A 24,527-nucleotide genomic window follows, 5' to 3' on the forward strand; every position below is an offset into this window, starting at 1 on the left:
CCGAACAGACGCTTTTTCAACGTTTGAATACCACGCGCAATACCGATTTGCCGGAGGAAGATATGCCACGTGTGCCCGTTATTGGCATTACCGCATGCACCAGCATGATTGAGCAGCATGCCACCCAGACCATCGCCGAGAAGTACGCACGCGCGGCCGCCAAAGCGGCGTGTGGGCTGCCCATCGTGATCCCCAGCCTCGGTGACTTGATGGACAGCGCCGATATTCTCGACGTGGTGGATGGGCTGATCTTCACCGGTTCGCCGTCCAACATCGAACCGTTTCACTACAACGGCCCGGCCAGTTCGGCAGGCACCCATCATGACCCTTTGCGTGATGCCACCACGTTGCCGCTGATGCGTGCGGCCATCGCCGCCGGTGTGCCGGTACTCGGTATTTGCCGTGGCTTTCAGGAAATGAACGTGGCGTTGGGCGGCACCCTGTACCAGAAGGTCCACGAGGCTGGGGTGTTCATGGATCACCGCGAAGGCAAGGGCGAGCCCATCGAAAAGCAGTATGGCCCGCGTCACACCATGCATGTGGAGCCCGGTGGCCTGCTCGACCGCATGGGCTTGCCGGCGATCTTCGACGTCAATTCCATCCACGGCCAGGGCATTGATGTACTGGCCCCGGGGCTACGGGTGGAAGCATTGGCACCTGATGGCCTGGTGGAAGCGATTTCGGTCGAGAACAGCAAGGGGTTTGCCCTGGCCGTGCAATGGCACCCGGAGTTCCAGGTCATGGACAACCCGCAGTACCTGGCCATCTTCCAGTCATTCGGCAAGGCCTGCCGGCAGCGCTCGGTGCTGCGCCAGAGGCTGTTGCTGTCCGCCTGAACAGCCACCTTGCCCACCTACGAAAATACCCGCGCAGCACCGCTGCGCAACTTGATGGAGTGAAGTCAATGAGTGAACAGAATTCGCAGACCCAGGCCTGGCAAGCGCTGAGCCGCGACCACCACCTGGCCCCGTTCAGCGATGTCAAACAACTGGCCGAGAAAGGCCCGCGCATTATCACCTCGGCCAAGGGCGTGTACCTCTGGGACAGTGAAGGTAACAAGATTCTCGATGGCATGGCGGGCCTGTGGTGCGTGGCGGTCGGCTATGGTCGCGACGAGCTGGCCGAGGTCGCCAGCCAGCAGATGAAGCAGCTGCCTTACTACAACCTGTTCTTCCAGACTGCCCACCCGCCTGCGCTGGAGCTGGCCAAGGCAATCGCCGATGTGGCGCCGCAAGGCATGAACCACGTGTTCTTCACAGGCTCCGGCTCCGAAGGCAACGACACCGTACTGCGCATGGTTCGCCATTACTGGGCGTTGAAGGGCAAGAAAAACAAGAACGTCATCATCGGCCGCATCAACGGTTACCACGGCTCTACCGTGGCGGGCGCGGCCCTGGGCGGCATGAGCGGTATGCACCAGCAGGGCGGGGTGATCCCGGATATCGTGCACATCCCGCAGCCCTACTGGTTCGGTGAAGGCGGCGACATGACCGAGGCCGACTTCGGCGTGTGGGCGGCCGAGCAGTTGGAGAAGAAGATCCTCGAAGTTGGCGTGGACAACGTTGCCGCCTTCATCGCCGAGCCGATCCAGGGCGCCGGCGGTGTGATCATCCCGCCGCAGACCTACTGGCCGAAAGTCAAGGAAATCCTGGCCAGGTACGACATCCTCTTCGTCGCCGACGAAGTCATTTGCGGTTTCGGCCGTACCGGTGAGTGGTTCGGTACTGACTACTACGACCTCAAGCCCGACCTGATGACCATCGCCAAGGGCCTGACTTCCGGTTACATCCCCATGGGCGGAGTGATCGTGCGTGACGAAGTGGCCAAGGTCATCAGCGAAGGCGGCGACTTCAACCACGGCTTCACCTATTCCGGCCACCCGGTAGCGGCTGCGGTGGGCCTGGAGAACCTGCGCATTCTGCGCGACGAGCAGATCATCCAGCAGGTGCACGATAAAACCGCACCTTATCTGCAGCAACGCCTGCGCGAACTGGCCGACCACCCGCTGGTAGGCGAAGTCCGCGGCTTGGGCATGCTCGGTGCGATCGAGCTGGTGAAGGACAAGGCCACCCGCGCCCGTTATGAAGGCAAAGGTGTCGGCATGATCTGCCGCCAACACTGCTTCGACAACGGCCTGATCATGCGCGCCGTGGGCGACACCATGATCATCGCGCCACCGCTGGTGATCAGTGTCGAAGAGATCGACGAGCTGGTGCAGAAGGCTCGCAAGTGCCTGGACCTGACGTACGAAGCTGTTCGGTAAGAAAGGGGCTGCTTCGCAGCCCATCGCCGGCAAGCCAGCTCCCACAGGGTTGAGACATGCATTGCAACTGTGGGCGCTGGCTTGGCTGACAGCCAGCGAACCCTGAAGCATTTTGCTTTGTGAGATGAATCATGTACTTTTCAGGGCATTCATCACCCATCCGAAAGTCGCGATTCAACTATGAAAGTGCACGAAGAAATCGAAGGCCTGGCAGTACTGATTCGCGACCTGCGCAAATTCAAAGGCCTGACATTGGGCGAGCTGGCCCAGCGCATCGGCCGTTCGGTAGGCTTTCTGTCCCAGGTCGAACGCGGCGTATCGCGCCCGACCGTGGCCGACCTCACTGCCATCAGCGAAGAGCTCGGTGTCTCGACCGCCTACTTCTACAAGCTGGACAAACCCCGCGAGCTCGACTGGGTCACCCGCCCTCACGAGCGCCGCACGCTGCATCTGGCCGGCGGCATCACCGATGTGCTGGCATCCCCCACGATAACGGGGGCGTTCTCCATGCTCGATAGCCATTTGCAGCCGGGGGCCAGCAGTGGCGAAGAGTACCTGGACGACAGCTCGGAGCAAGGCTGCTTCGTGCTCGAAGGCGAACTGACCGTCTGGCTGGACGGCGGTGAGCCGGTCACGCTGCGCGCCAGTGACAGTTTTCAGTTGCAACCCCATGCCAGTTTTCGTTACGCCAACCTCACCGACAAGCCCACGCGCGTGCTTTGGGTGTTCAGCTGAGGGGCTTGTGCGTCGCATCCGGCTGGCCGGGAAAGTTGGCCTGCAAGCAATATGCTGGCTGCATGGGGTATCCTTATGCCACGCAAACAACTTCGAAGCAGTGAATGAACGATGGGTTTTGAACAACTAGCTGAGCTACGTGACCGCCTGCGGGCGGAAAAAGGGCAGACCAAGGCCGATAGCCCGAAACCGCCCAAGCGCAAGTCGCCCGCGCAGGCGAAGCCGCGTGACCAGGACCCGGCGGTGGCAGCGATTTGGCCTCTGCAGAAGCATTTTCCCTTGGCTTTCCCGGTCAATCCTGCCCCCAAGGTGCCGCTCAAGGAGGGCATTTTCAAGGATGCCGAGCAACACTTGGAGCTGCTTGGGTTAACCCGTGAGCAGCTGAAACTGGGCATTTCTACGTGGTGCCGGGGTGCTCGATACTGGGCAAGCATGGTGGAAGATGCACCGCGTCTGGACCTGAACGGGCAGGCAGCTGGCGTTGTGACCGCCGCCCAGGCACTGCATGCGAAGCAGCAAGCCTCGCGGCAACGTAGCCAGGACCGCCGCAACCGGGCGAAGTCCAAAGCGCAGTCGCAGTCGCAGGCCTCCGCCGCCGACACCGCAGCAGTGCAGACTACCGACTGAATTAAGCCGCGCGTTGCCCTGTCGCCACGCTGGAGGGCAGCCCCTTGCGGGGGCTGCCGCCTGCGTTAGGTGTGTGGCAACTTACCTTCAGATCAAAAATCCTGGATTTACCCTGTTCCGGCCCGCCACGCACACTGCGTGTTCGGTCCAATCACTCAGGGTTTCTCATGGTTTTCGAGGGTGAACGCAATAGGGGCGTGTCAAAGCCCCTGTTCAGCGTGTTCTGTTTTGCCAGTTACTTGCTGTCGTTGTCTTATGGCTCGACCTTCCTGCTTGCATTGCTGGTGGCTACCCAAGGTGGCAACGAGCAGGATGCGGGCCATGTGATCTCAGCCGCCATGTTGAGTACGTTTGCTGCCGTGCTGGTTTCCGGGCACTTGTCAGATCGCCTCGGCGCTGCACTCTCGATTGCTTATTGCGGTCTGGCACTGGTGGCTGCGAACGTGGGGTTTGCCATGAGTGCCAGCCATACAAACCTGATGATGATGTTCGGCTTGCTGCTGGGCATAGGCTGGGGCGTTTTCTATACCCTGGGCCCGATCATCGTGGCAACGATCGTTCCCCCGGCACAGCGCTCGCGCTATTTTGCATTGCTCTCGGGCAGTATGATGAGCGGCATTGGCTCGGCGCCCTTGGTCGGGCGCCTGGCTAGCCAAATGGGTTTGCCGGTCACTGCCACCTTTTTTGTTGCAGCACTGGCTAGCCTGATCGGCGTAGTGCTGTTCTGGCGCATGGCCAATGCGTTCGTCCAATTACCCAATCGCTTTAGCGCGTCAGTGTCCAGACTGTCCTGGCAGGCAACGCAAAAAGTCCTGGGCTCAAGGGCTGTATTCCCGATCCTGATGGTAGGCCTGGGCGGTGCGATCTTTGGCGGGCTTTCAAGTTTTCAAACCAGCTATGCCCATGAAAAAGCCCTCGACTACTCGGTTTTCTTCATAGGTTTCATGAGTGCTGCCATTGCCGGGCGCATGTTTGTAGCGGGGGTGGTGGTAAGGCGCGATCCCTATCGGATGTCGTGTCTGCTGTCCGGGCTGATCGTAGTGGCGTTATTGATGTTCAAATACGTTGTTGCCGGGAACCTTGGGTACATCCTGGCAGCGGTCATTCTGGGCGTTGGCTATGGCCTGACCTATTCGGTGATCAACGGCCTCGCGGCGAACGAGGCACCAGAGGGCACAACCACGCAGTCTCTGCTGCTGTTCAGCCTTTCTTATTTTGTTGGTGTATTCGGGTTCCCGTTCCTTGCCGGCAAAATCATCATCGACAAAGGTTTGTCGATGATGCTGTTGATCCTGCTGGGGGTATCCGTGCTCAATTGGTCGATTACGCTCGGACGGCTGGTGTGGCGCAAGGGCAACTTGCACAACGCCATGGCGTAGACCTCACTCGATCAACTCAAGCCATGGCCAGCGCTCCCGGTAGCTGGCAGCTTTTGCCTTGAACAAGTCGGGGCGTGGATTCAGTTCGTTCATCCTCAAAAGGTTGTTCTGCAAGTCTTCCAGGCCATGGGTGCTGTACAACGAGCCCGTGAGCACATCGACGCCCAGGCAGGTCGAGCGGATCAGGTAGCGGTCAATGCCATCGGTAACCTTGTGCAATGCCGAGTAGGCGCCGCCGAATTTCGCTTGGTACCACAGGTGAACGCGGGCCTGATTGCGCACTTCGACGTTGACGCCCAGGTGCGCACACGCCTGCTGAACCTTGGTGATAACCCGGTCTTCTGCTTCCCAGGACAAGTCGGTGTCGAAATAGGCGATGTCGTAGTCCTTGATGCCCCACGCGACAGGCCGCCCGGCGCGTTGGTTCCAGAAGGTCTGGAACAGCGCGCCGGCCGTTAGCATGCAGTGAGGCATATCCAGCGTTGGCAAGATGGCCAGCAGTGCCCGGTTTATCGGGTTTTCCTGGATGGTCGCCAGAACCTGTTCATCAGTCAGTGAATACATGGGTGTCGTCCTTGAAGGCTGCTTGCCAAGGAGCGAGTTTACCCTGTGATAGTGGGCACATCCGCGAAGCATGCGATGCACGCAAGCAGCAGCTCCAGTGCTAGGCATCCACCCTCTGCCCCTTGTGCGCCTGGCGCCATTGTTTGGGGCTGACATCGAACCAGCGGCGAAACGCCCGCGAGAACGCGCTGATTTCCGAGTACCCCAGCAGCAATGCCAACTCGGAAATCGGCAGCGCCGACTGCTGCAGGTAATAGGTCGCCAACTCCTGGCGCACGGTGTCGACCAGGGTCGAAAAACTCAGCCCCTGCTCCTGCAGGCGGCGTTGCACGGTCCAGCTGGGCAGGCGCAATTGCTCGGCTACCTGCTCCAGGCTCGGGTAGCCGTCGCCCAACAGGGCGCGAACCTGGGTTTTCACATCATCGACAATGCCTGGGCGGTTGAGCGTGCCGGCCTGGCCGCGGAGCAGGTGCATGCTTTCGATGACGATGGCCAGCAAGCGTGGGTCGCGGCCGGGCATTGGCCGGTCGAGCACGCTGCGGCGAAACACCAGCGCATTGCGCTGCTGACCAAACAGCACCGGGGCGTCGAACACTTTGCAGTGCTCATGCCAGGCCTCGGGTTGCGGGTGCTCGAACAACACCTTTTCGGGTGCCCAGTTTTGCCCCAGCGCATGGCGCATCAGGTTGAAGAACATGCCCAGCGACAGTTCGGCGTCCTGCCGCTTGCGCAGGATGGCGCCGTATTGCACCTGGTAGTCCAGGCGGTAGAACTCGCCCATTTCCTCCAGCCGCAACAGGCTGCTCTGCTGGTGCACCGGGAAGGTGTTGACCACGTTGCGCAGGGCATCGCCCAAGGTGGCAGAGCACATGCCCACGTAGCCGAGCAGCCCGAGCGCGTCGGGCTTGAACTGCTGGCCGAAGCGCAGGCCGAAGTTGTCATTGCCGGTTTGCCGAGCCGCCTCCTCGAATACCTGGCAGTACTGGTTCAGGTCCAGGGTGAGGGTAGGGTGCTCCAGGCGCTCGCTGTCGATGCCGGCGCGCCCCAGGATGCGTTCGGCATCGCCACCTTGCTGGCCGATGAAGCCGACCAGGCCGGTCGCCGCCGAGGCCAGAATGCCTATCGAGTTGCCAGGCGGGGCACTCGCTGGTTGGCGCGAGCCTGTATGGATAACGTGCACGAAGCTTCCTCCTCGGTCGTTTACCGGCTGTTGCTGGGTAAATGAAGGAGCAATTTTCATTCCACGCCGGGCCAACGGCCGTACGCCAGCCTGTCGACCGCTCAAGGGCAACTCATTGCGGCGCTGCCGGGGCCCCTCATGGCGCAGGCTGCGCACCAGCACGGTGCGTAGCCTTTGGTTACAAAACTGTTTCGATCATGCCCGTGCGAGTGCGCCCACCGGCCGCTCCTGCAAGTAACGCTGGCACAGGCCCACGGTCTGCTCGACCCATTGCGGGCCCAGGCACTCCACTTGTGGCGTGCCGCGGTGGGTGCCGGTCCAGGCCAGCAGTTGCAGACGCCGCTGCATGATCAGCGTCGGCAGCATGGCGATGTCGCTGGCATCCAGGCTGGCCACGCTGCTGTAACCCGCCAGCCAGTTGTCGATCCACTGCGGCAGGTCGGGGTGGTGTTCGAAGAAGCTCAGGGCCGCTGCCAGGTCGTGCAGGTACCAGCCCATGCCGCAGTCGTCGAAGTCGATGATGCGGGTGCGATCACCTTGCACCAGCAGGTTGGTCAGGCGTAGGTCAGCGTGGATAAGGCCAAAGCGTGATGGGTCTTCGCCATAGCCGGCCAGGCGCGCGCCGATCACCTGTACCGCTTCGCTGATCAAGGCGCTGCCCCGGGCATCCAGGTAGGGCGCTTCGCGCCAGCTGCCCCAGTGGCCGTGCTCACCCAGCATGCTTTGGTGGTTCCAGGTCAGCCGTTGAAAATTGTCGGGGCGTTGCCAACTGCGGGCGTGGCGATGCAGGTGGGCATTGATGGCGCCAAGCCGGCGGAACGAAGCATTCAACTGTTGCTGGTCGGGCTCGCCGCCCTCTATCCAATGAAACAGCACCACGTAACGATGGCCAAGGCCGGGCAGCTCGACCCTTTGAATCGCTTCGCCGTCCACCCCGGCGATGGGCACTGGTACCTCCAGGCCGGCCTGCTCCAGCGCGGCCAGCCAGGCCAGTTCACTGGCGATGTCGGCGTGTTGGTGATAGCCGGCGCGGTGCACACGCATCACATACCGTTGCCGCAAGCCCCGTACCCGATACGTGGCGTTCTCGGAGTGCACCAGCAACTCGATCTGGCCCTGGTAGGTATCGGCATAGCCAGCCAGCGCGTGCTGGGCGAAACGTTCAAGCACGGCAGGGCTGGTGTGAGATGGGTGATCGTTGGTCATCAGGCACGCTCCGTTGGCAGGGGTCTGGCTGCCAGCATGAGTCGAGCCCCGCGCCACTGGCTTGACCGCAAACCGCGAAATCTTGACCACACGCCACAAGCCGCCTGGGCCGCTTCGAGAATTTGATCCTGCAGCCCTCAACTTGTGCCCTGCGGTCAAGTCGCCACCTGCCGGCCGGCCCACCATCGGCCCCCATCACTGGCGTAAACAGCGGATCGAGGGCTAGAGCATGCTGACTTCACTACAAGGCAAAAGCGTATTGGTCACCGGCGGTACCAGCGGTATCGGCCTGGGCATCGCCGTCGGCTTCGCCCGCCAGGGCGCCAAGGTGGCGATCAGTGGCCGGCACCGGGACAAGGTTGAGGCTGTCGCCAGCCGCTTGCGTGATCAAGGCCTGGCCGTCATCGGCCTGGTGGCCGATGTGGGTGACCGCGCGCAGGTGCTGCGGATGATCGAAGAGGTGGCGCAGGCCCAGGGCGGGCTCGATGTACTGTGCGCCAATGCCGGGGTCTTCCCCTCTGCCGCACTGGCCGAGATGAGCGATACCGACTGGGACAAGGTGCTCGGCACCAATGCCAAAGGCACCTTCCTCTGCGTGCAGGCGGCGCTGCCGTATTTGCGCAGGGCCGAGTACGGCCGGGTGATCCTGACCTCGTCCATCACCGGGCCAGTCACCGGCTTTCCAGGCTGGGCGCACTACGGCGCGAGCAAGGCAGCGCAGCTGGGTTTCATGCGTACCGCAGCGATCGAGCTGGCCCGCGATGGCATCACCATCAATGCCGTGCTGCCAGGCAACATCGTTACCGAAGGCTTGCAGGGCATGGGTGAGGACTACCAGGCCAGCATGGCCGCGTCCATTCCGCTCAAGCGCCTCGGCCAGGTCGAGGACATTGCCAATGCCGCGTTGTTCTTTGCTTCCAGAGAGGCCGGCTACATCACTGGGCAAAGCCTGATCATCGATGGTGGGCAGATCCTGCCCGAGTCCCTGCAAGCACTGGCCTGACCCTTTTCCACCAAAACCATAAAAGCACGGAGTGGATCCTGATGAGCGAGACCTACAGCGGTGAACTGGAGCGCCGGCTTGACAGCCAGGCACAGCCCCATGAGGTGCAGCGCCTGCGCAAGAATGCAGTGGGCTTGATGGGTGTGCTGTTCATGACGGTTGCCACTGCGGCGCCGATCACCGCCATGCTTGGCAACGTGCCGATCGCCATCGGCAGCGGCAATGGTCAGTACGCGCCGGCGGGCTACCTGGTGGCCACGATCATCCTGGCGCTGTTCGCCATTGGCTATGCACAGATGGCCAAGTACATCACCGCCACAGGGGCGTTCTACGGCTTCATTTCCCATGGCTTGGGCCGGGTGGTGGGCATGGCCTCGGGGCTTGCCGTAACGCTGACCTACATCGTTTTCGAAGCGGCGTTGGTGGGCATTTTCGCCTTCTTCTGTGAAGACCTGCTGGCCAGTGTCGTCGGCCTGCATGTGCCATGGATCGTGTTTGCCCTGGCCATGCTATTGGCCAACGGCGTGCTCAGCTACTTCGACATCTCCCTCACTGCCAAGGTGCTGGGGCTGTGCCTGGTGCTGGAGATCCTGATGCTGGGGCTGATGGCCTTTGCCGTGCTGTTCCACGGCGGTGGGCCGCAGGGCATGGCGGTGGAGTCGATCAACCCGCTCAACGCCTTCCGGCCAGCCGAGGGGGTGATAGGTGCGAACGCTGGCATCGGCCTGTTCTTCGCCTTCTGGTCCTGGGTGGGTTTCGAGTCCTCGGCCATGTACGGCGAGGAATCGCGCAACCCGAAAAAGATCATCCCCTTGGCGACGCTGCTCGCGGTGATCGGCATCGGCGTGTTCTATGTGTTCGTCTCGTGGATGGCCATCGCCGGTTCCGGCCCTGCCGAAGCCATTCGCCTGGCGCAGGACCCGGCCAGTGCCGCCGAGGTGTTCTACGGGCCGACCCGCCTGTACCTGGGCGAGTGGGCCGTGAGCCTGTTCAAGCTGTTGGTGGTGACCGGCTCGTTTGCCTGCGGCATGGCCTTCCATAACTGTGCCGCGCGCTACCTCTATGCCCTGGGCCGGGAGAACCTGTTCGTGTTCCTAGGCCGCACCGTTGGCCGTACTCATGCCCGCCATGGCTCGCCGCATGTAGCCTCGACCGTGCAAAGCGTGATCGCCACGCTGATCGTGCTGGCGTTCCTGCTCACCGGTAAAGACCCGTATGCCGACTTGTATGCCTTGCTGGCAATCCTCGGCACCATGGGCATTCTGATCGTCCAGGCGCTGTGCGCCTTCGCCGTGATCTGCTACTTCCATGTCGGCACCCAACGCCGTGCCCAGGCCCATTGGTTCAAGACCTTCCTCGCGCCCCTGCTGGGCGGCATCGGCATGCTGTACGTGGTTTACCTGCTGTTCGCCAACCTCAGCTTCGCCGCTGGCAGCGCGGCCGAATCGCTGTTGTTCCGGCTGATCCCGTGGATCGTCGCCGCCAGCTTCGCGTTGGGTGGCTCGATCGCCTTGTACTTCCGTTACTTCGACCGCCGCAAGTACCACATCATCGGCAGCATCGTCATGGACGACGCCCGCCAGGACACCTGAGGAGACCGACCATGTTGAAAGTAAATGCCTTCCAGCCCGAGCAGGCTGCTGCCCTGGATGCCGCCGAGCGCCGCCTGATCGAGCGCCGCCAACGCCTGCTGGGGCCGGCCTACCAGCTGTTCTACGACAACCCGCTGCACCTGGTGCGCGGCGCGGGTACGTGGCTGTACGACACGGCAGGGCGGGCCTACCTCGACCTGTACAACAACGTCGCCTCGGTGGGCCATAGCCACCCTCGTGTGGTCGAAGCCCTGGCCGGGCAGGCGGCTGCGCTCAATACCCATACCCGCTACCTGCATGAAGGCGTACTCGATTATGCCGAGAAGCTGCTGGCGACCATGCCGGCGCAGTTGGGCAACGTGATGTTCACCTGCACCGGCAGTGAGGCCAATGACCTGGCCCTGCGCATTGCCCGGGACTACACCGGGGGCACAGGCGTGATCGTTACCCGCTATGCCTACCACGGTATGACGGCGGCCATCGCCGAGCTGTCGCCGTCGGTGGGCGACTACGTGCCGCTGGGCCGTGATATCCGCGTGGTCGACGCCCCGTTGCACCTGCCGCACGCCCCGCACCAGGTTGGCCAGCAGTTCGCCGCCCAGGTGCGTGCTGCGCTGGCCGACATGCAGCGTCATGGCATCCGCCCGGCTGCGTTGTTGGTCGACACGTTGTTCACCAGCGATGGCGTGTTCGCCGACCCTGCCGGCTTTCTTGTCGAAGCGGTGGAGGCGGTGCGCGCTGCGGGTGGCCTGTTCATCGCCGACGAGGTGCAGCCAGGTTTTGGCCGCACCGGCACGCACATGTGGGGCTTCCAGCGCCATGGCCTGGTGCCCGACCTGGTGACCATGGGCAAACCGATGGGCAATGGTCACCCGCTGGCAGGTTTGACGGTGCGCCCTGAAATCCTGGAGCGCTTCGGCCGCAACGCCAGTTACTTCAACACGTTTGGCGGCAACCCGGTGTCTGCGGCCGTGGGCCTGGCAGTGCTGCAAGTGATCGAGGACGAAGGCCTGCAGGAGAATGCCCGGCAGGTGGGGGGCCAACTGAAGGAGGGCCTGGAGGGCCTTGCACGCGAGCATGCCTGCCTTGGCCAGGTACGTGGCGCGGGGTTGTTCATTGGGGTGGATGTGGTAGCGCCGTCGGGCGCTGCCGATGGCGCCACGGCGCGGCGTATCGTCAACCTGCTACGGGAAGAAGGCATGCTGATCGGCGTGTCGGGGGCCGACAACAATGCCCTGAAGATCCGCCCGCAGTTGTGCTTCTCGGCGCAGAACGTCGAGCAGTTCCTCAGCGCCTTGCAGCGTGTGCTGCACCAGCTGTGACGGTGTGACCCCGGTTGTACGCGCGCCCCGCCAAGGTTTGCCTTGGCGGGGTTTGTTTTTTCAGCCTGGTCAGTGCCCGGTGGCAGCCTTGCGTCCCTGGGCGGCGTCATAGCAACCTGCCTGTTCGAACACCGCGCGCACTTCATCCAGCACGGCCGGGTCTTCGATGGTCGCAGGCATGGCCACTTCGGGGTTGGCGGCCAGGCTGCGCAGGGTCTTGCGCAGAATCTTGCCAGAGCGGGTCTTGGGCAGGCGCTTGAGGATGAACACCCGCCGTAGCGAAGCGACAGCGCCGACCGCATCGCGCACCCTGGCGACCAGTTCGCGTTCCAGCAGCGCCGGGTCGGGCTGCTGGCCGTGCTTGAGCACCACGAACCCCACCGGCACCTCGCCCTTGAGCTCCTCGGCCAGTGCCACCACCGCGCACTCGGCAACGGCCGGGTGCTCGCCCAGGGCTTCTTCCAGGCTACCGCTGGACAGCCGGTGCCCGGCCACGTTGATCACATCGTCCACCCGGCCCATGACGAACAGGTAGCCGTCTTCGTCCAAGTAGCCGCCGTCGCCGCTGCAATAGTAGCCGGGGAAGCTGCTCAGGTAGCTGTCGGCAAAGCGCTGCGGGTCGCCCCACAGGGTGGTCAGGGTGCCGGGCGGCAATGGCAGGCGCAGGGCGATGTTGCCCGGCTGGTTGCAGGGGACAGGCTGGCCTTCGTCGTCCAGAATGTCCAGCCGGTAGCCCGGCATCGGTACGCTGGCCGAGCCGGTCTTCATCGGCAAGTCATCCAGCCCGCGCGGGTTGCCGGCAATCGCCCAGCCGGTCTCGGTCTGCCACCAGTGGTCGACAACCGGGCAGGGCAGAAACCCCTGCAGCCATTGGCTGGTTGGCGGGTCCAGGCGCTCGCCGGCCACGTACACGGCCTTCAGGCAGGACAAGTCGCGACCGGCGGCCAGCTGTACCTGCGGGTCTTCGCGCTTGATGGCGCGGAAGGCAGTGGGGGCAGTGAAGAACACATTCACCTGGTGTTCGGCGATCACCCGCCAGAACGCCCCGGCGTCGGGCGTGCGCACCGGCTTGCCCTCGTACAGCAAGGTGGTGCAGCCACGGATCAGCGGGGCATAGACGATGTACGAATGGCCCACGACCCAGCCGATGTCCGAGGCGGCCCAGAACACCTCGCCGGGGTGTGCGTCGTACAGGGCCTGCATGCTGAAGTTGAGCGCCACGGCATGCCCGCCGTGGTCACGCACTACTCCTTTGGGTTTACCCGTGGTGCCCGAGGTATAGAGGATGTACAGCGGGTCAGTGGCATTCACTGGCACCGCAGGTACGGCTTCGGCTTGGGCCTGCAGTTGTTGCCAGTCGTGCTCGCGGGGGCCGTGCAACGGGGCCAGGGCCTGTTCGCGTTGCTCGATCACCAGGTGCGGGCTATGCCCGTTGGCCAGTTGCAGGGCCTGGTCGAGCAGCGGCTTGTAGGGCACCACCCGGTCGTACTCGATGCCGCAGCTGGCGCTGAGCAGCACCTTGGGCTGGGCATCGCGGATTCGCACCGCCAGCTCGGCGGCGGAGAAACCGCCAAACACCACCGAATGCACGGCACCCAACCGCGCACAGGCCAGCATGCCGACGAGCGCCTGGGGGATCATCGGCATGTAGATGATCACTCGGTCACCACGCCCCACCCCAAGGGCGCGCAGCATACCGGCGCACCGGGCCACGCGCGCTTGCAGCTGCTGGTAGCTGATGCGCTCCTGCACGCCTGTGGCGGGTGAGTCGTAAAGGATGGCGCAGCGCTCGCCTGCGCCATCCGCGACGTGGCGGTCCACGGCCAAGTGGCAGGTGTTCAGTTGGCCATCGGCGAACCAGCGGCCGCTGCCATCAGCCTGGGCAGTGAAGATCTGTTGCGGAAAGCGATGCCAGTCCAGTGCGGCGGCCTGTTCGCGCCAGAAACCTTCGGGGTCGTCGGCAGCGCGGGCATAGGCCTGCAGGTAGCTAGTCATGGGGTTCTCCTGGTTGCTGTTATTGTTTTGCCGGCCTTGCGGCCTGCTGTAATCCTCCCAGTCAGCGCGGAGAGTCGCTTGACCATCGGGCACAATTACTTGACCGCCGAGCGCTTGGCTGGCGCCTTCTGGCGTGCTGTTGCAGGGGCAACAGTGGTTTTACAGTCTGCTGTCTGCCATGCACTCGGACAGCAGGCGAACTTCGTGCAACTTGTTGATATTTTTGGGTTTGTCGATTGGCACGGTTGCTGCTCCTGTCTCCTCGAACCCCAAGGACTCTCAAGGAGCCTCCCCATGAGCCACGCCCCAATCAAGTTCGCCTACTGGGTCCCCAACGTCAGCGGTGGCCTGGTGGTCAGCACCATCGAGCAGCGCACCAGCTGGGACATCGACTACAACCGCAAGCTTGCGCAAATTGCTGAAAAGGCCGGCTTCGACTACGCCCTGTCGCAAATCCGTTTCACAGCCGGTTACGGCGCCGACAACCAGCATGAGTCGGTCACCATCAGCCACGCGCTGCTGGCTGCCACAGAAAAACTCAAGGTTATCGCCGCCATCCTTCCAGGCCCCTGGAACCCGGCGCTGGCGGCCAAGCAGCTGGCCAGCATCGACCACTTCACCCATGGCCGTATCGCCATCAACGTGGTCTCGGGCTGGTTCAAGGGCGAGTTCCATGCCATCGGTGAGCCTTGGCTGGACCACGACGAGCGCTATCGCCGTTCCGAAGAGTTCATCCGCGCGCTGAAGGGCATCTGGACCCACGACAACTTCACCTTCAACGGCGACTTCTATCGCTTTCGCAACTACAACCTCAAACCCAAGCCGCTGCAGCAGCCACACCCGGAGATTTTCCAGGGTGGTAGCTCGCGTGCTGCGCGGGACATGGCGGCGCGCGTGTCGGACTGGTACTTCACCAACGGCAACAGCGTCGAGGGGATCAAGGCCCAGGTCGACGATATCCGCGCCAAGGCGGCGGCCAACGGCCACTCGGTAAAGATCGGGGTCAATGCCTTCATCATCGCCCGCGACACCGAGGAACAGGCGCGCGCAGTGCTGCAGGAAATCATCGACAAGGCCAACCCCGAAGCGGTGCGGGCGTTCGGTCAGGAAGTGAAGCATGCGGGGTCGGCCAGCCCGGAGGGCGAGGGTAACTGGGCCAAGTCCAGCTTCGAGGACCTGGTGCAGTACAACGATGGTTTCAAGACCAACCTGATCGGCACGCCTCGGCAGATTGCCGAGCGAATCGTTGCTCTGAAGGCGGTGGGCGTCGACCTGATCCTTTCCGGGTTCCTGCATTTTCAGGAAGAAGTGGCGTATTTCGGTGAGCACGTGCTGCCATTGGTGCGCGAGCTGGAAGCCACGCACGGCGCGGAAAAAGCGGTGGCCTGAAGCCGGGGCAGGGCGGCCTTGGCACCCTGCCAGTATTGTCGGATTGTCGTGCAGGGGTTAGGTTTGCCGGCTCACTTCAAGGAAGACAACCCCATGAAACGGACCTTACCGCTGCTGTTCGCCTGCGCGATTTTCCCCCTGCAAGCCTGGTCGGCGCTTGAAGTCGGCCAGTTCACCCTGGGCATGCCCAAGCCCCAGGTCCTCGCCATTCTGCAGCAGCAGTTCGGTGAGGTAGAGCAATTCACCGGCTATCACTATCAGGTGCCTACCGAGTTTTTTCAGGGGGCCGGCCCGAAGGGAAATTACAACCTCGGCGGTATACCCGTCTCGAAAGTGAAGGCGTCCTTCAACGAGGCCGACCAGCTTCGCCAGGTGCAGGTGCAGTTGGACACCACCGACGAGGCGCGGGTCCAGCAGTTGCTGCCGATGACCAAGGACGCCAAGCGGGTGCCGCGTTCCGGTGGCCGGCTAGAAGCGTTTTCCGCAGACGGTGAGTTGGTTTACTGGGTGTCCAAAGACTGGGGCTGGACAGTGGTGACCATCGCCGACAAGGCCAGCTCGGCGAACAACATCAAGGCGCGGGCCAAGAGCGATGAGACCTTTGCCCAGCTCAATCGCAAGTTCGACAAGCTGATTGAAACGGCCAAGGCGGTGGAGGGGAAGGGCACGCCTTGAACTTTTGTGGGCATTGCTTTGTGTCGCGATGGGCTGCGTAGCAGCCCTCGTTGACCGTCAATACCGCTGCAGGTGCTCGGCGAACGTAGCCCCCTGATAGCGCTCACGGAACAACCCACGCTCCACCAGTCGCGGCACCACCTCATCCAGAAAACTGTACACCGAGCCAAACGAGCCTCCTGGCGCGGCGATAAAGCCATCCATTACCCCTGCCTCAGCCCAGTCGGCAATCTCGGCCACGGCATCATCGACCGTGCCGATCACCTGCCAGTGCGCCGCCGACAGCACTTCCGGGCGCATCAGCAGTTCTTCTGGCAATAGCGACTCGCGCTCGATCAGCCGGCGCAGCAGGCTTACATGGGTGCGGCTGGCACCGGGCAGCAACTGTAGCGGCGGCAGGTCGGCCGCTTGAATGCGCCGGTCGCTCGGCCAGTTGGTCAGGTCGATGCCGATCATCTTCTCGATAGCAGCAAACTTGCGCGGCTTGTCCACCTGGGCGTGGGTGTCCATGAACAGCTCGCGGGCCTGCTGACGGGTGGGCGCCAGGTACAGACTCAGGCCTGGCAGCAGGCGAATGTCATCGGCCTGGCGACCATGCTTTTGCGCACGGCGCGACAGATCGCGGCGCAGGTCGGCGGCGGCGGCCTGGTCGGGGGTAGGGGCAAACACGATGTCCGCGACGCGGGCGGCAAAGTCGCGGCCGCTGTCGGATGCACCCGCCTGGATCAGTGGAATGCGCGCCCCCTGTTCGGGCAAGTTCAGTGGGCCCTGCACCTGCAGGAAGTCACCTTGGTGGTTGATCGGCAGGACCTGCGCCGGGTCGGCATACATCCCGTTCTCGCGGTCGATGCGCAGGGCCTGCTGCGGGAAGCTGCGCCATAGCCGCTGGACCACTTCGGTGAACTCGGCGGCGCGGGCGTAGCGTTGTTCTGCGCAGGGCATGGCCGCCAGGCCGAAGTTTTCGTGGCCCTGCAAGGCTGTGACGATGTTCCAGCCAACCCGGCCCTGGCTCAGCCAGTTCAGCGACTGTAGCTGACGCGCGACCAGGTAGGGCGGGAAGAAAGTGGTCGAGACCGTGGACACCAGGCCAATATGGTGGGTCTCGCGGGTAAGCGCGGCCAGTAGCACGGTGGGGTCGAGGCTGGTAAAGCCCGAGCCACTTGCCAGGGCATCGGCGACTACGCAACTGACATCAGGGCGGAACACGAAGTCCAGGTGCGCGGCTTCCGAGCGGCGCGCGATGTCCATGGCGAAATCGCTGCCGAACAGGGTTTCGACGCGGCTGTCGACGCGCCGCCAGCCCTCGCCGCTGAGCCAGGTGGGGGCGAGCGACATGCCGATGTGCAGGCCTTTTTTCAATTTCATCAGGGTCTCCGGTTGCTGGCTGTTGCGGGTTGGGGCCGCGAAGCGGCCCGGTTGACATCAGAAGGCGCCTTTGACACCCACTCCCACGGTACGCGGCTCGGTCATGCTCGCTTCGATACCGCCTATCCCCCGGTTGGTTTGCATATAGGTAGGGGTGCGTTCGTCGAACACGTTTTTCACGTAGGTGTACACCTGCACCTGGTCGCTGAAGCGGTAGCTCATGCGCGCGTCGGCCACGGTGTAGCCGTCGATGGCATAGCTTTTGGTGTTGGCAACGTCCGAGTAGTAACCGTCGATGTGCCGCACCTGGGCATTGAGGTTGACGCGGTCAGTGATGTCCCAGCTCGGGCCGAAGCTGACGGTGTAACCGGGCGAACGGGCAAATTCGTTGCCGGCATAGCGGTTGTTGGCGTCGATGTCGTCGATGCGGGTTTGCAGGGCACCCGCGCTGGCCTTGAGGGTCAGGTTATCCAGCACGCGGTAGTCCGCCGACAGCTCGAAGCCATAGGCATGGGCCTTCTCGGCGTTGATGGTGTAGGACTGGGTCAGGCCCGAGGCCAGCACCACCGGGATGTTGTACTGGGCATCTTGCATGTCCATGTAGAACAGGTTGGCGTTCAGGTGCAGGCGGTCGTCCAGCAGGCTGGCGCGGGCGAACAGCTCGTAGTTCCACATGCGCTCATCGTCGAACGCCTCGAAGCGCTTGCTGCTTAGGTTGAGCGACACACCACCCGGGTTGTAGCCGCGGCTGACCATGCCGCCGACGGTCCATTGCGGGGTCAGGGCGTAGGCCAAAGACACCTTGGGTAGGAGCGCGGTGAAGGTCTTGTCGTAGTCCAGCCCATTGGCGGCGAACGGCGAAGTGCCGCTGCGCTGGATCTGGTCCTGCTGCAGGCGCAGGGCAGTGGTGAGCGTCCAGCGGTCATTGAGGCGGTAGCTGACCTCACCGAATACGCCCAGGTTGCGCTTGGTGTCGTCGAAGTCCGAGATGCCGCCGTAATACAGGATTTCGTCCGAGTCGGTGCGCGCCAGGTACAGGCCAGCCATACCGCTGAGGGTGTCCTGTTGCTCGCCGAAGGTGATGCGGCTTTCGTTGGAGAAGTTTTTCTGGCGAATGTCGGCATCTCCGCCGTTCGCCACGCCAATCACCCGATGCACGTTGGACAGCGAATACTGGGTCTGGTTGAACAGCTTCATGCCGTTGTCCAGTTCGTAATCCACGTCGACGATGTGCGTGTTGCTCTGTTGGTGCCAGCTGGGCATGGTGGCGCCGGTGTGGTCCAGCTTGTGGAACGGCCGCGAGGCTGCTTCCTGGGTGGGGCGATTGGAGTCGCCGTGGGCGAAGGTGTACTTCAGACCCAGGCCGGGCACCGCATCAGGCAGCCACAGCAGCTTGCCACGCAGGTTCAGGGCGCGGAAATCCTGGTCGGTGTTGTGGCTGGCAAACGAGGGGTTGGTGTAGTCGATGAAGGTGTCGCGCGCTGCATAGTCCAGTGCCAGGCGCCCGGCCAGGTTGTCGCTGAGTGGGCCGGAGACTGCCAGCGAAGAGCGCCGTGAGTGGTAGCTGCCGATCTCGGCCTGGTAGGCCGCCTCCGGGGTGAACGTCGGGTCCTTGGTCTTGACCACGATGGCGCCGGCAATGGCGTTGGCACCCTGGCTGGTGGTCTGCGGGCCGCGGTACACCTCGATGCTGTCCACGTCCCACACCGATGGCGCGCCAAAGTACATCTCGTTGTAGTTCAGGTAGTGCCCGTCAAGGTTGATGGTGGCGCGCGGCACAGTACCGCCCCAGAACACGTTGGCGCCGTTGTTCGGGCCCTGGGTGTCCTGGCCGCGAATGATCGGCGCGCCCACCGTGTCGGTGTAGATCACATTGGGGACGTCATTGAGCACTTCGTGTACCGAGGCATTGCCGGTCTTGAGGCTGTCGATTTCGCTGGCGCTTTTCACCGACACCGACGAAGCGGTGTTGCGCAGGTCACGTTCGACCTTTTCGCCGCTGACCAGCACGGGGGTGAGCACCAGCTGCGAGCTGCCGGCAGTGGTGGGCTGGTCGGCCAGGGCGTGGGGGGCTGCGAGCAGGGTAGACAGGGTCAGCACACCGAATCCATGGCTGAACGAGCGTTGCGCAGGGTACTTCAAGACAACCTCCAAATGAGAACGATCCTCGTTTGCGCTGCAAGGTATCACGGTGCCATTGCGTTCCGCAATAAAGAATATATTCCTCAGAGTGGTATGCTGATGCTTGGCCTAGCCGGCGTGCGCGCCAGGCCGGGGCCGCTGGCGGTATGATGGGCAGCCGCGCTTGCCGGCCACCCTAGTGATGCCTGGCGGAAAAACCAGAAATGAGGAGATAGCCCCGTTGAACACTTTGCAGTCCCCCGCCGACACGGAGCCGGAGCGCCCGGGCGAGAAGCGTTCCGGCACCATTCAGTCGGTGTCTATCGCTGCGCGGTTCCTGAATGTACTGGCCAATGCGGAGAATGAACTGAGCCTGGGTGAGGTGGCCCGGCGCACAGGCACCGGCGGTTCCACGGCGCACCGCTACCTGCAGAGCCTGGTCAAGGAGGGGCTGGCCAAGCAGGACCCGGCCAGTGCGCTGTATGACCTGGGCCCGGCCGCGCTCAGCATCGGTATCGGCGCCCTCAAGCGTGTGGATGCCGTGGAAATTGCCGCCCAGCACATGAAGGGGCTGGCCCAGCGGCATGCCGCCAGCGGCGGGGTGGCGATCTGGACCGACCGGGGCCCGACACTGGTGCGTTGGTACCGCAGCGCTTACTTCTCGATCAACCCCCTGGCTCTGGGCGATATCCTGCCGATCGACAACACGGCCTGCGGGCTGATTTTCCAGGCGTTCCTGCCCAAAGCTACCATCGAGGCGGCGCGCAAGCTGCAGCCGGCGCATTTTCGTGGCACCCCGCCCAGTGCCAAAGTGCTGGAGCAGATCCGCCAGCATTGCTGGGCCGAATTGACCAGCCACTTGCTGTCCAGCGTGACCGGGCAAGCGGCGCCGGTGTTCGATGCGCAGCAGGAGATTGTTTGTGTGATGACTACGGTGACCGACCTGGGGCAGTTGCGTACACCGGAGGATCGCCAGGCGTTGTTCCATGAGGCAGGGTTGGTCAACCAGGCGACCGGTGGGCGCATGCTGGGTGCGCCGGCGCCGGTGCTGCCGGCATGAGCGCAGGTCTTACTGTTCGTCGGGTTGAGGCTCGCGTCGCCCTCGTGGCACCAGCATAGGCGTCCCGCTCACCGGGTCGTCAATCACTAGCCCGGATAACCCAAAGACCTGCTGCACCAGCGCCTCGGTGAAGATCTGCGCCGGCGCCCCCTGGGCGACGATGGCGCCTTCACGCATGGCCACCAAGTGGCTGGCATAACGGCAGGCCTGGTTCAGGTCGTGTAGCACCGCCACGATAGTGCGCCCCTGTCGGTTCAGGTCGCGCAGCAACTCCAGCAATTCATACTGGTGGGCGATATCCAGGTAAGTGGTGGGCTCATCCAGCAGCAACAGTGGGGTGTCCTGCGCCAGCACCATGGCAATCCACACGCGCTGGCGCTGGCCGCCAGACAATGCCTGCACCGGGCGCTCGGCCAGCGCCTCGATGCCGGTCGCATGCATCGCGCGCTGTACCGCCTGTTCATCCTCGGGTGACCACTGTTGCCACAGACGCTGGTGCGGATAGCGGCCGCGCGCGACCAGTTCGGCTACGCGAATGCCGTCCGGTGCGCTGGCACTTTGCGGCAGCAGGGCCAGGCGCCGGGCCACGTCCTTGGCCGGGCGCTGCTGAATGTCCTGGCCATCGAGCAGCACCTGGCCGCAGCTGGGCACCAACAGCCGCGACAGTGCTGCCAGCAGGGTCGATTTACCGCAGGCGTTGGGGCCGATTATCACAGTGAAGGCACCGTCCTGGATGTCCAGCGACAGATCGTGCGACAGGGTTCTTTGGTCGCGGCGCAGGGTCAGCGCGCGGGCTTGCAGGCGAGGGCTCATGGCGGGTCCTTGGCAATCCGGTATTTTGCGGAACGTATTCTACATGATGGAATTATCTGTATGAGAAGTATTATCATGCGCAGCTGATTCCCTCTGAGCGAAGCCGAGCAATGAAGCGTTTTCGAATTTGTGCAGCACTGGCCGCCGTCGCCCTGGCGCTGGCTGGGGTGATCCCGAGTGCAATAGCCGCGCCCGCGCGAATCGTCTCTACCACACCGAGCGTGACCGGCATCCTGCTGGCCATGCAGGCCCCCTTGGTGGCCAGCGCCGCCGCCACGCCTAGCCGCCTGACCGATGACAAGGGCTTCTTCTCGCAATGGGCAGCTGTGGCCGACCAGCGTGATGTGCAGGTGCTGTACCGTAACCTGCAGTTCGACATCGAGGCCGTGGTGGCCAGCGCCCCCGACTTGCTGGTGGTGTCTGCCACCGGTGCCGACAGCGCCGCGCCGCACCTGGCCGAGCTGAAAGCCCAGGGCGTGCCGACGCTGGTGGTCAACTACTCCAACCAGTCCTGGCAGGACCTGGCTACCGAGCTTGGAGAAAAGACCGAACTGCAACAGCAGGCCAAGGCGGTGATCCAGCGGTTCGACGACTACACTCGCGAAACGGCAGCCCGCCTGACCCCCTCGCCAAGGCCGGTCGTCCTGATCGGCTACAACATCGGTGGCAGTTATTCCATCGGCCGCACATTCAGCCCGCAGGCAAGGCTGCTGACCGCACTCGGCTTTCAAGTGCGTGAACTGCCCGAGGCGATGGCGGGGCAGGTGATTCGCGCCACCGAATTCCAGTTCATTTCCCGCGAAAACCTGGTCGCCGCCATCGGTGATGCAGATGTGTTCCTGCTCAGCGCCGACGACAAAGATGCCCAAGCCTTCCTCCACGACCCAGTGCTGGCCAACCTGCGCGCGGTGCAGCACAAGCGCGTGTACCCGTTGGGGCCCAGTTCGTTCCGCATCGACTACTATTCCGGGCGGCAGATGCTCGACACCGTCGCCGGCTACTTCCACTGACCATGGCTGGCCCGACTTTGCGCCCTGCGCTGCTGGCAGGGCTATTGCTGCTGTTCATGGCGGCGCTGGCGAGCCTGCTGATTGGCTCGCATCCGATTACCGTCGGCGTGGTATTCGACGCCCTCTACCAGCCCGACCTGCTGAACGATGAGCACCTCATCGTGCGTGAGTTACGCGTGCCACGCACGTTGGTGGCGCTGCTGGCTGGCCTCGCGCTGGGGGCAGCGGGTACTTTGATGCAGGCACTGACACGCAACCCGCTGGCCGAACCGGGGCTGCTGGGCGTGAATGCCGGCGCCGCGCTCGCGGTCATCCTAGGCGTAGCATTGTTTGGTCTGACCCAGGTCAGCCAGTACATCCCGCTGGCCTTTTTCGGCGCTGGCATCGCCGGAGTTGTCGTGTTTCTGCTTGGCCAGGCCGGCGCTGCCGACAGCAGCCCGGTGCGCCTGGTACTGGCCGGGGCAGGGCTGAGCATGCTGCTGGCCTCGCTCACGGCCATCCTCGTGCTCAACACCCCACCTCAGGTCTATGACCATTTCCGCAATTGGGCGGCCGGCTCGTTGGCCGGCAGCAGTACGGCTGCGCTGCCATTGCCGGCCTTGGCGATCGCCTTGGGCCTGGCCCTGGCCGCCGCCTTGATGCCACAACTCAATGCCTTGGCGCTGGGCCGAGATCTGGGCCGGGCGTTGGGCGTGAATGTGCGCCTGACCTGGGCGCTGGCCTGCGTGGCGCTGATGTTGCTGGCCGGCAGTGCTACCGCCATTGCCGGGCCGATCGGTTTCGTCGGGTTGGTGGCGCCGCACCTGGCACGATCGCTGGTGGGGCCGGACTACCGGCGCATGCTGCCCTATGCCGCGCTGATCGCTGCGCTGTTGCTGCTGGGCGCCGACCTGCTGGGCCGCGTGCTGGCGGCACCCGCGGAGCTGGCCGCCGGGACCCTGGCGCTGTTGCTTGGTGGGCCGGCCTTTATCGTATTGATTGGCAGGTTTCGCCTATGTCAGCTGTGAATGGGTTGCGTGTGCTTCGATGCGGGCCCCTGAGCCTGCGTTTCAGTTTGCGGGCCGTGCTGGTCGGCAGTGCACTGTCGCTGTTGGTGATGGGCCTGGCGGTGTTGCTGCTGGGTACGGGTAGCCTGCCGATCCATGCAGGCCAGGTGTTGACCAGCCTGTTTGGGCAGGGTGACAACGAGATGGCCAGCCGCATTGTCATCCGCGTGCGTTTGCCGCGGGTACTCACGGCAATGCTGGTGGGCGCGGCGCTGGGCATGGCTGGGGCAATCTTCCAGTCGATCGCGCGCAATGCTCTGGGTTCGCCCGATGTCATTGGCTTTACCACAGGCGCTGCGAGTGGTGCCATCGTGCAAATCATCCTGTTCGATGCCGGCCCGTTGGCCACGGCGTTGGCCGCTGTTGCAGGCGGCATGCTTACCGCGTTGCTGGTGTTGCTGTTGGCGCGTCGCGGGCAGGGCGGCCAGGGTTACCGGCTGGTGCTGGTGGGTATAGGCATGGGCGCCACGCTGTCGGGCCTCAACCAGCTGCTGCTGGTCACCGGCGACCTCGACCAGGCACTGTTCGCCCAGCTGTGGCTGGCCGGTTCGCTCAACACTCGTACCTGGGCCCATGTGTTGCCTGCCACGCTGGGGTTGGCACTGATGGTACCGGTGGCCCTGCTGTACAAGCGTGAACTGGCTCTGATGGAAATGGGCGATGGCATGGCTGGCCAGTTGGGCGTGGCGGTGGAGCGTTCGCGGTTGCGCCTGGTGCTTGCAGCGGTAGGGCTTACTGCCATTGCCACTGCCGCAGCCGGGCCGATTGCTTTCATCGCCCTGGCTGGCCCGCAATTGGCGCGGCGGCTTACGCGTACTGCGGGGGTGCCATTGCTGTGTGCCGCCTTGATGGGCGCGGCGCTGCTGCTGGTGGCCGATTGGCTGAGCCAACGCCTGGCGGCCACGGCGCAGTTGCCGGTGGGGTTGGTGACCGGAGTATTGGGTGGTTGCTACCTGCTGTGGCTGATTACGGCTCAGCGTCAAGGGTCTGGAGCAGGGTGAAGCCTGGCTGGCCGGCCTCCTGACCACAGGTCGGTTTCAGGATGCGCCTGGTCGCTCGCACGCAACCCCTCGACGCCACAAGTGCCATGCTTGCAGGATGCCCAGGGACCAGCGCGCGCAGATGTGCGGCCGTGGGCAAGGAGGCCGCCAGTACCACGCAACCGTGACGTGGCCGGCGCGC

21 protein-coding genes are annotated in these 24,527 nt (G+C 63.6%); 14 read left to right on the forward strand and 7 right to left on the reverse strand.

Going from position 1 to position 24,527, the window contains the following annotated elements:
• The first annotated feature begins 62 nt into the window (after window positions 1-62).
• The 5 genes from DM807_RS24650 to DM807_RS24670 all read left to right on the forward strand — a co-directional run bounded on the left by DM807_RS24650 (window position 63) and on the right by DM807_RS24670 (window position 5,004).
• Window positions 63-836 (forward strand): gamma-glutamyl-gamma-aminobutyrate hydrolase family protein, encoded by a 774-nt coding sequence (locus DM807_RS24650; protein ID WP_179028077.1) that lies wholly within the window; start codon window positions 63-65, stop codon window positions 834-836.
• A 68-nt stretch (window positions 837-904) separates the two neighbouring features.
• On the forward strand, window positions 905-2,263 hold the full coding sequence (locus DM807_RS24655) for an aspartate aminotransferase family protein (RefSeq protein WP_012271449.1): 1,359 nt from the start codon (window positions 905-907) through the stop codon (window positions 2,261-2,263).
• A 180-nt stretch (window positions 2,264-2,443) separates the two neighbouring features.
• Entirely contained in the window at window positions 2,444-2,998 is a 555-nt protein-coding gene (locus tag DM807_RS24660; RefSeq protein WP_012271450.1) for a helix-turn-helix domain-containing protein, read from the forward strand.
• Window positions 2,999-3,109: 111 nt separating this feature from the next.
• Window positions 3,110-3,625 (forward strand): ProQ/FinO family protein, encoded by a 516-nt coding sequence (locus DM807_RS24665; protein WP_179028078.1) that lies wholly within the window; start codon window positions 3,110-3,112, stop codon window positions 3,623-3,625.
• Window positions 3,626-3,792: 167 nt separating this feature from the next.
• Window positions 3,793-5,004, forward strand: coding sequence for an MFS transporter (locus tag DM807_RS24670; protein ID WP_179028079.1), 1,212 nt, complete (start codon window positions 3,793-3,795; stop codon window positions 5,002-5,004).
• A gap of 3 nt (window positions 5,005-5,007) precedes the next feature.
• Here the strand turns inward: DM807_RS24670 and DM807_RS24675 are convergent, their stop codons facing one another.
• The 3 genes from DM807_RS24675 to DM807_RS24685 form a co-directional block, all read right to left on the reverse strand.
• Entirely contained in the window at window positions 5,008-5,568 is a 561-nt protein-coding gene (locus DM807_RS24675; RefSeq protein WP_179028080.1) for a nucleotidyltransferase family protein, read from the reverse strand.
• A gap of 100 nt (window positions 5,569-5,668) precedes the next feature.
• On the reverse strand, window positions 5,669-6,748 hold the full coding sequence (gene qhpR, locus DM807_RS24680) for an AraC-like transcriptional regulator QhpR (protein WP_012271454.1): 1,080 nt from the start codon (window positions 6,746-6,748) through the stop codon (window positions 5,669-5,671).
• 195 nt (window positions 6,749-6,943) lie between these two features.
• A complete protein-coding gene (locus DM807_RS24685) occupies window positions 6,944-7,954 on the reverse strand; it encodes a phosphotransferase enzyme family protein (protein WP_060492989.1) in 1,011 nt (336 codons plus the stop codon).
• 229 nt (window positions 7,955-8,183) lie between these two features.
• Between DM807_RS24685 and fabG the strand changes: the two genes are divergently transcribed.
• From fabG to DM807_RS24700, 3 genes are read left to right on the forward strand one after another with little or no spacing between them, the layout of a single operon-like run.
• The gene (fabG, locus tag DM807_RS24690; protein WP_179028081.1) at window positions 8,184-8,957 is read left to right on the forward strand and encodes a 3-oxoacyl-ACP reductase FabG; all 774 of its coding nucleotides are present in this window, start codon (window positions 8,184-8,186) and stop codon (window positions 8,955-8,957) included.
• 41 nt (window positions 8,958-8,998) lie between these two features.
• Window positions 8,999-10,549 (forward strand): APC family permease, encoded by a 1,551-nt coding sequence (locus tag DM807_RS24695; protein ID WP_060492987.1) that lies wholly within the window; start codon window positions 8,999-9,001, stop codon window positions 10,547-10,549.
• Window positions 10,550-10,560: 11 nt separating this feature from the next.
• Window positions 10,561-11,871 carry an aspartate aminotransferase family protein gene (locus DM807_RS24700; RefSeq protein ID WP_060492986.1) on the forward strand — a complete coding sequence of 437 codons (1,311 nt, stop codon included), beginning with the start codon at window positions 10,561-10,563 and terminating at the stop codon, window positions 11,869-11,871.
• Window positions 11,872-11,940: 69 nt separating this feature from the next.
• Here DM807_RS24700 and DM807_RS24705 read toward each other — a convergent pair whose 3' ends face one another.
• Window positions 11,941-13,866 (reverse strand): AMP-binding protein, encoded by a 1,926-nt coding sequence (locus tag DM807_RS24705; RefSeq protein WP_060515360.1) that lies wholly within the window; start codon window positions 13,864-13,866, stop codon window positions 11,941-11,943.
• A gap of 294 nt (window positions 13,867-14,160) precedes the next feature.
• On the opposite strand from DM807_RS24705, the gene sfnG reads away from it, so the two are divergent.
• Together sfnG and DM807_RS24715 are read left to right on the forward strand one after the other, a co-directional pair.
• Window positions 14,161-15,255, forward strand: coding sequence for a dimethylsulfone monooxygenase SfnG (gene sfnG / locus DM807_RS24710; RefSeq protein ID WP_179028082.1), 1,095 nt, complete (start codon window positions 14,161-14,163; stop codon window positions 15,253-15,255).
• Between the two features lie 93 nt (window positions 15,256-15,348).
• Window positions 15,349-15,930, forward strand: a complete 582-nt coding sequence (locus DM807_RS24715; protein WP_041166440.1) for a hypothetical protein — start codon at window positions 15,349-15,351, stop codon at window positions 15,928-15,930.
• Between the two features lie 57 nt (window positions 15,931-15,987).
• Here DM807_RS24715 and DM807_RS24720 read toward each other — a convergent pair whose 3' ends face one another.
• Both DM807_RS24720 and DM807_RS24725 read right to left on the reverse strand, forming a co-directional pair.
• Window positions 15,988-17,295, reverse strand: a complete 1,308-nt coding sequence (locus DM807_RS24720) for an NtaA/DmoA family FMN-dependent monooxygenase (RefSeq protein ID WP_179028083.1) — start codon at window positions 17,293-17,295, stop codon at window positions 15,988-15,990.
• A gap of 57 nt (window positions 17,296-17,352) precedes the next feature.
• Complete coding sequence (locus DM807_RS24725; RefSeq protein ID WP_012271463.1) at window positions 17,353-19,437, reverse strand: TonB-dependent receptor; 2,085 nt, start codon at window positions 19,435-19,437, stop codon at window positions 17,353-17,355.
• Window positions 19,438-19,657: 220 nt separating this feature from the next.
• Here DM807_RS24725 and DM807_RS24730 point away from each other — a divergent pair, with 220 nt between their 5' ends.
• On the forward strand, window positions 19,658-20,476 hold the full coding sequence (locus DM807_RS24730; RefSeq protein WP_060492981.1) for an IclR family transcriptional regulator: 819 nt from the start codon (window positions 19,658-19,660) through the stop codon (window positions 20,474-20,476).
• Window positions 20,477-20,485: 9 nt separating this feature from the next.
• Here the strand turns inward: DM807_RS24730 and DM807_RS24735 are convergent, their stop codons facing one another.
• Window positions 20,486-21,289: an ABC transporter ATP-binding protein gene (locus DM807_RS24735; RefSeq protein WP_012271465.1), complete on the reverse strand. Its 804-nt coding sequence runs from the start codon at window positions 21,287-21,289 to the stop codon at window positions 20,486-20,488.
• Window positions 21,290-21,399: 110 nt separating this feature from the next.
• Between DM807_RS24735 and fepB the strand changes: the two genes are divergently transcribed.
• The 3 genes from fepB to DM807_RS24750 are packed head-to-tail and all read left to right on the forward strand — an operon-like array spanning window position 21,400 to window position 24,346.
• Window positions 21,400-22,299 (forward strand): Fe2+-enterobactin ABC transporter substrate-binding protein, encoded by a 900-nt coding sequence (gene fepB, locus DM807_RS24740; protein ID WP_179028084.1) that lies wholly within the window; start codon window positions 21,400-21,402, stop codon window positions 22,297-22,299.
• A gap of 2 nt (window positions 22,300-22,301) precedes the next feature.
• Window positions 22,302-23,306 (forward strand): FecCD family ABC transporter permease, encoded by a 1,005-nt coding sequence (locus DM807_RS24745; RefSeq protein ID WP_179028085.1) that lies wholly within the window; start codon window positions 22,302-22,304, stop codon window positions 23,304-23,306.
• Window positions 23,303-24,346 (forward strand): FecCD family ABC transporter permease, encoded by a 1,044-nt coding sequence (locus DM807_RS24750; RefSeq protein WP_123108947.1) that lies wholly within the window; start codon window positions 23,303-23,305, stop codon window positions 24,344-24,346. The genes DM807_RS24745 and DM807_RS24750 overlap by 4 nt, the downstream gene beginning before the upstream one ends.
• Window positions 24,347-24,527 lie beyond the last annotated feature (181 nt).

This window comes from Pseudomonas hunanensis, from assembly GCF_013393325.1.
Lineage (GTDB): Bacteria > Pseudomonadota > Gammaproteobacteria > Pseudomonadales > Pseudomonadaceae > Aquipseudomonas > Aquipseudomonas putida_P.

Coding starts and splice junctions, on each gene's coding strand:
- DM807_RS24650 (WP_179028077.1), top strand. CDS start 63: ATGCCACGTGTGCCCGTTATTGGCATTACCGCATGCACCAGCATGATT.
- DM807_RS24745 (WP_179028085.1), top strand. CDS start 22,302: ATGGCTGGCCCGACTTTGCGCCCTGCGCTGCTGGCAGGGCTATTGCTG.
- DM807_RS24720 (WP_179028083.1), bottom strand. CDS start 17,295: ATGAAATTGAAAAAAGGCCTGCACATCGGCATGTCGCTCGCCCCCACC.
- DM807_RS24695 (WP_060492987.1), top strand. CDS start 8,999: ATGAGCGAGACCTACAGCGGTGAACTGGAGCGCCGGCTTGACAGCCAG.
- fabG (WP_179028081.1), top strand. CDS start 8,184: ATGCTGACTTCACTACAAGGCAAAAGCGTATTGGTCACCGGCGGTACC.
- DM807_RS24735 (WP_012271465.1), bottom strand. CDS start 21,289: ATGAGCCCTCGCCTGCAAGCCCGCGCGCTGACCCTGCGCCGCGACCAA.
- DM807_RS24665 (WP_179028078.1), top strand. CDS start 3,110: ATGGGTTTTGAACAACTAGCTGAGCTACGTGACCGCCTGCGGGCGGAA.
- DM807_RS24660 (WP_012271450.1), top strand. CDS start 2,444: ATGAAAGTGCACGAAGAAATCGAAGGCCTGGCAGTACTGATTCGCGAC.
- fepB (WP_179028084.1), top strand. CDS start 21,400: ATGAAGCGTTTTCGAATTTGTGCAGCACTGGCCGCCGTCGCCCTGGCG.
- DM807_RS24705 (WP_060515360.1), bottom strand. CDS start 13,866: ATGACTAGCTACCTGCAGGCCTATGCCCGCGCTGCCGACGACCCCGAA.
- DM807_RS24715 (WP_041166440.1), top strand. CDS start 15,349: ATGAAACGGACCTTACCGCTGCTGTTCGCCTGCGCGATTTTCCCCCTG.
- DM807_RS24655 (WP_012271449.1), top strand. CDS start 905: ATGAGTGAACAGAATTCGCAGACCCAGGCCTGGCAAGCGCTGAGCCGC.
- sfnG (WP_179028082.1), top strand. CDS start 14,161: ATGAGCCACGCCCCAATCAAGTTCGCCTACTGGGTCCCCAACGTCAGC.
- DM807_RS24675 (WP_179028080.1), bottom strand. CDS start 5,568: ATGTATTCACTGACTGATGAACAGGTTCTGGCGACCATCCAGGAAAAC.
- DM807_RS24700 (WP_060492986.1), top strand. CDS start 10,561: ATGTTGAAAGTAAATGCCTTCCAGCCCGAGCAGGCTGCTGCCCTGGAT.
- DM807_RS24685 (WP_060492989.1), bottom strand. CDS start 7,954: ATGACCAACGATCACCCATCTCACACCAGCCCTGCCGTGCTTGAACGT.
- DM807_RS24670 (WP_179028079.1), top strand. CDS start 3,793: ATGGTTTTCGAGGGTGAACGCAATAGGGGCGTGTCAAAGCCCCTGTTC.